Origin of the sequence: Streptococcus cuniculi (assembly GCF_004570575.1) — a bacterium.
Lineage (GTDB): Bacteria > Bacillota > Bacilli > Lactobacillales > Streptococcaceae > Streptococcus > Streptococcus cuniculi_A.
Map to the genome: position 1 here is coordinate 1 of NZ_SPPD01000035.1, position 5,516 is coordinate 5,516.

7 protein-coding genes are annotated in these 5,516 nt (G+C 39.4%); 6 read left to right on the top strand and 1 reads right to left on the bottom strand.

The window, feature by feature from the left end:
- The 5 genes from E4T82_RS11765 to E4T82_RS11785 form a co-directional block, all read left to right on the top strand.
- Nucleotides 1–294: hypothetical protein (locus E4T82_RS11765; RefSeq protein ID WP_135182957.1), on the top strand; the 294-nt coding region annotated here is incomplete at its 5' end.
- 542 nt (nt 295–836) lie between these two features.
- On the top strand, nt 837–1,139 hold the full coding sequence (locus E4T82_RS11770) for a hypothetical protein (protein WP_135182958.1): 303 nt from the start codon (nt 837–839) through the stop codon (nt 1,137–1,139).
- Between the two features lie 79 nt (nt 1,140–1,218).
- Nucleotides 1,219–2,013, top strand: a complete 795-nt coding sequence (locus tag E4T82_RS11775) for a hypothetical protein (RefSeq protein ID WP_135182959.1) — start codon at nt 1,219–1,221, stop codon at nt 2,011–2,013.
- Nucleotides 2,014–2,064: 51 nt separating this feature from the next.
- Entirely contained in the window at nt 2,065–2,406 is a 342-nt protein-coding gene (locus tag E4T82_RS11780; RefSeq protein WP_135182960.1) for a hypothetical protein, read from the top strand.
- 226 nt (nt 2,407–2,632) lie between these two features.
- A complete protein-coding gene (locus E4T82_RS11785) occupies nt 2,633–2,896 on the top strand; it encodes a hypothetical protein (protein WP_135182961.1) in 264 nt (87 codons plus the stop codon).
- Nucleotides 2,897–3,051: 155 nt separating this feature from the next.
- On the opposite strand, the gene E4T82_RS11790 is transcribed toward E4T82_RS11785, so the two are convergent.
- A complete protein-coding gene (locus E4T82_RS11790; protein ID WP_135182962.1) occupies nt 3,052–3,819 on the bottom strand; it encodes a hypothetical protein in 768 nt (255 codons plus the stop codon).
- 223 nt (nt 3,820–4,042) lie between these two features.
- Between E4T82_RS11790 and E4T82_RS11795 the strand changes: the two genes are divergently transcribed.
- Nucleotides 4,043–5,516: prealbumin-like fold domain-containing protein (locus E4T82_RS11795; RefSeq protein ID WP_228065159.1), on the top strand; the 1,474-nt coding region annotated here is incomplete at its 3' end.

A 5,516-nucleotide genomic window follows, 5' to 3' on the forward strand; every position in this document is an offset into this window, starting at 1 on the left:
AATGGAGAGGCAATGCCTATCGAAAGTTTAATAGAACTATGGGAGGATATGTCTTTTGAAGAAAAAGAGGGTTGGCACACAACAGTATGTGAACGTTTAAAAACCGACGCTGAATCAGTCATTGAGTATGTCATAGAGCGATTAGCTGAAGATGGCTATGAGGAAATGGATGTCATGTTATATGATCGACTTCCAACCGATGCAATAGACAAGTTGCAAGCAGTGCTAGATGAACTATTCGATAACAGTGCGGCAGATGTGTATTACCCAGCGGAAAGAATTGAGGTGGAGTGATGTTTGGAATGATAGTACAGAAAAAGGAGCGACACATAAAGCTCCTTATGGTAAAGATTTTTAATGAGATCCATCGGGAAGTATCTTGTAATAGAGAAGCTGATTACAGTCAATTTCTTCTGTCGCTCAGTAACTACTTTTCACGGTCATTGCTGGATGACAAAAAAGGTTTTTATATTGAGCTAGAGCACATCAAATCTTCATATCCTGACATCTACAATTTATTATGCCAATTGGAAGAATTGAAAAGGACTTAACCCTTTGACCTAAATACGTCGTAAAACTGTTTACGTTCCTTGAAAACTGAATACCAACCACTATCCCGATTAGCGTGCCTATGGATAAAAGAGAAATAGGGGTGGTGTAGTAGCTAGAAAAGGATATCTAGCCCAGGCACATAACGCAAAAGCATGGTTCATAACCATAAGCTGAAGGAGTTTGCAGTTTCTAGACTATAAACTGTGTGTAAGAAATACCGATGAGAAGATACGTCTTCTCACAGCACGGCGTCAATCGCCTTTGATTCGCTAGGAGGAAAAAACATGAATCAAATCAAAAGAGATACTGAAGTCACATTAGCTGACTTACGCAAACTAGGTCAACGAGGCGGAGTAACCGCCCGACTCGTGGACGGACGTACCGTGAAATTACATCCACGTTTTGGAACAATTTCACAAAAAGGTTATATTGCTGGCACAGTTGAAATGGTCGAAGTTATGTACGACTATACAAGTCTTTACTCACAGATTCGCACGATTCTATCAAATGGGGTCTTAATCGCTAGACGAGAAGGCACAGGAAAAAAGAGTGTTCTCCGTCTAACAGGCAAAGGATATCGCAAATAAAAAAATGCTACAAAAGATGAACACATTATGATATAATAAAACTGTAAAAAAGAAAGTGGGTAAACAGATGAAAAAGTCAATGAAAGAACAACTAAAGGCTATTTTTAAAAACAAAAAAGGAATGACTGGATTGGTCGCAGGTATTGTGGTGTTGGGGACAGGAGGCTATGTCCTCTCCCAACCTGGCACAAAGCCTACTTCTACTCCAAAAGTCGAACAAAGTACATCAAGCTCAAGCGTAGATAAAGAAGATGAGCTGATGAAGAAAGCTGAAAAAGCCGTTAAACTCCTTGAGGATAATCAAGTCAAAGAAAATGTCTCACCAGCTGAGACTGCCGTTAAAGGCTTAAAAGCAGGAGACTCAAAAGACAAATTGACCAAACGGATTGACGCTGTAAAAGTGAATATGGCCAAGAAAGAAGCTGAGGCGGAGCTCGCAAAAGAAGCAGAAGCAGCTGTCGCAAAACTGGAGGCTGAACAAGTGGATGGCAATATTCAACCAGCTCAAACCGCAACGGATAAGGTCGTAGACAAAGCGACAAAAGGCAAGCTCCAACACCGTATCAATCTCGTGAAAGATGCGATTGCAGCCCGAGCAGCACAAGCCGTAGCGCAAGCAAAGGCTGAGGAAGAAGCACGAGCAGCCGCAGAAGCGCAAGCTCAACAGGCTGCGGCACAACAACAGGCACAAGTCCAAGAAACACCTAGCTACCAAGCGCCCGCCCAAGCTCCTGCGCAAACAACAGGAGGAGATTATACTCCACCTGCGCAAGCTCCTGCGCAACAGCCCCAACAATCGCTTACTCAAGATCAAAGACAACAACAGCTAAATGATGCGGATGCTAACTTTAATAACGGAACGTATGATTATTAAACAAAAAGACAAGTCACGTACTTGTCTTTTTTGATGTTCAAAGGAGGAAATATGGACGATAAAGAAAAATTGTATCTAAAATTATATATTTTTTCCTTGGAAAGGATAAGGGAGTTTGTCTTATCTCATTATGATGAAGCATTGGCGAGGAAAATCACTCAAAATCTGGCATCTCGAGATAACCAACATATGGCGAGATACTGTTTTCAGGCACTGCGTCTTGACTTTTCAATAACAGAAAATATGAAGAGCAGGGTTGCTTCGTGTTTTGAAGCGTTTTTAAGAGATAGCGAACAAGTAACTTCAACAGAGCAGTTATTTGAATTTGCGAAGAATACGATTCCTACTTATCTTTGTACTTTTCGTATGTATCTGAATGGAAGTAAGCGGTAGGTATGCTCAAACGATTGAGGTATAAGAACTGACCGATTTCATAGATATGGCCAATATTTTCATGAAACAATGGCGTATCTGAGGCTGGTGCATCACAGGATAGATGATCAGAGATAAGATTTTTTGAAACTTTAAAGCCATAGCTTGAATTTGATTGGGAGAGATATCATTTTGATGTAATAGTTCTTTTAATGTGGTCAGATAAATTGATTTAGGAGCTTGATGGATGTTAGATGCAATAACTAAAGTTTTAGGTAATTCAGATGAAAAGTGTTCAGAAATCAATGAGGTAAAACTGGAGTCATTGAATATTGCGACAGTTGCTTTTTTTGCTAATTTTAGGGAAGATATAGAATTTTTTAGAGATGTCATAAACATAGCAGATTCTCCTCAAGTAATGAAAGTAGTTGATGAACGCTTAGAAAAAGCAGGCTATGATTTTATTTTATCAAAAAATAGGACAAAGTATGAAGAAAAGGAGAATATATGATTTCAGCTTTTCAATTTGTCATTTAAACTATATTTTAAAAAAGTAATTGAGGAGGAGAATAGACTATGGAACAGGCTAAGAAGCCCCAAGAAACAGAACCATTATTATTAAAGACTCATCATACTATCGGGAAAATTCATTCTAAAAAGAATGTATTACCGCTTACTCCAGGGGAAGGAAGACATTATTTTCTTAAACCATTTCCAAAGAAGAGAAGACGATTGAGGAGTTGGGGGAATATGATTAAAAATATTATACTGATAATGAAGATAAGATTTTTTCAATAGTGAGATGTCATCACTATTTTCCTCTAAGGCCATTAATGTTAATTCACATAGAAATGTATAAAAGAGTTGATCAAATGAAGTGAAAAAAGTATCAAATTCTAAAAGCGTTAGCGTATTGATATACTTAAAAGATATAGTGTCATCTGATTGATCCAATGCTTCTTGAATACGATGATTGCCATCTATCACAATATGGTTATAGGTTCCTATAGATAACGGTATTATGAGAATTGGTTTTCCGAATGATAGTGATTTTTTACCATCCATAGGTTTTTTCCATAAGATGTCTGAATGAGGATTAGAGAACTCTTCTATTGAAATGTTTTCGGAGGGAATGTTTGTTAATTTAGGTGAATTAATGATTCTAGAGATATTGAAATGTAGAAAGCACTCTTGTCCTCCTAAAAAGAGTTGATAGGTAAAATACTGATTATTTATGCCATGTAAGCTGTAATAAGGGTAACAATCTTTTAAATCATTCTTTTCCGCATGTTTTAATACAGCCATCCATTGCTCCAAATAATATTTTTGAATACCCTTATCTTGAAAAATGTCTATTTCAGATAGCTTTCTTATCAAGTGCTTATAGTCAATAGAATAGATACTTGTACCAGATTCTTCAAATTGTAATGGCATTATAGCTCCTTATTGATGTTATGTTTTTATTATATTATACACAGAAAGGAGATTTATGACAGGCTTAGACAGATTTTAGACTATAAGCTACTTGGTTAGTTATAGGGGTTAGGGAAAGGAGACCAGATGATTTCAGCTCGTTCTCCCTCAAGGAGAAAATAGAACAGACAGGTAGCTCAATAGCTACTTTTTTTACTTCAAAAAAAGAAAAGGAGAAGATTAGATGAATTATTCTCAAACACCTTCTTACCGCAATCGCAAAAAAAACGGTAAGAAGAAATTCAAACGCACCCTTGCTTTGATTAGCGCAGGGGTGGCTCTTACAGGAACGGGAGTTTCAACACTCGTCCCGCAAGCACCATGGAATCAAAACGTTGTTCAGGCAGCTGAAATCCAGCACGGACAACAGATTGGAACACTTAATAATGTTCCTGTTGTGAAAGCCAACACCGCAAATATGGCTTCCCCTGAGTTCCAAGCACTCGTTGATTCCCTTGTCGCAGACAAGAACCTAGCTTCTGTCAAGTATGTCGCAGACCAAATCCAATGGAACGCTAATTCTGAAGTAAAGGGAGTTGGTGGTGTACAGACGGGGCCACTTGGCACCTTCTTTGGGACAAATATCCTCCATCCTCTCAAACAAGATGGCTTTACCAAAGATGATATTGGCGGCTTTCTAAACCCAGGGCAATCCCTAGCCGTAACCAATGTCGGAACAGTCACTGATCTTGAGACGGGCGAGAAGATTCCCGTTGATTTAGTTATCAAACATGTGGACGTAGAACATGGAGCTGATGGCTGGTCCAATAAAGACATCGCCATGGCCATTAAGAATCAAGGTTCTGTTATAACAGTTGGAGTAGCTGTGACGGCAGGTGGGGGAATCTCATCTGGTTCAGGCGGTATATCAGAAGCGGGCGATACAGGCTCTCTCGCTCTTGGGACAGGCCGTCCTGCAGGTTATATTGAAAAAACAACCTATGTAGCTGGTCTAGTAAGACAGGATAACAAGCAACCTATCCCGAACGAACAAGTTCTGATGGCCATGAAGGTCTCAGACATTGATGCACGACAGCTAGCGGAAGTAAGCAATCAGGGTGCTTTAGCCTATATTGTTGGACCGAATACAGATTTATCTATATCAGGAGGAGGACTCGTTACAGGTTCATCTACAGCGACTAACAACGATTCTAGACAACTCCTACCAACCGCTTATGTCGTCTTAAAACAATGGAACTCTAATACAGTTGCTTTTTCATATACCGATGGCCGGCGTGAACATTTCGATATTGTCACAGGTTTGTTTGGCGATATGGGAGTGAAAATTAATGCGGATTCAAAAGGTTCTGTGACCATTCAAAAGACAGGTACAGCTTCAGGCAGCACCATGTGGAACAAGCTCTATACCTTGAAAGGTAATAGCTTCCGCCTCACTGATAAGAAGACAGGCAAGACCTTTGAAGGAACAACTGATGAGAAAGGGGTCGTGACATTAACCGATATTCCTTTCGGAACCTATACGGTGGAAGAAATCACGGCTTCCCCAGGCTTCCAAAAGACCTTCAAAACTCAAGACATTACTCTTGATGCCAAAACGCCGAAAGTAAGTGTTAATGGCAAAGATGATCAGCTCATCACAGTGAATGGCACAAACGATGAAATCACAGGTAAAATCAAGATTGTTAAAAAAGGAACAG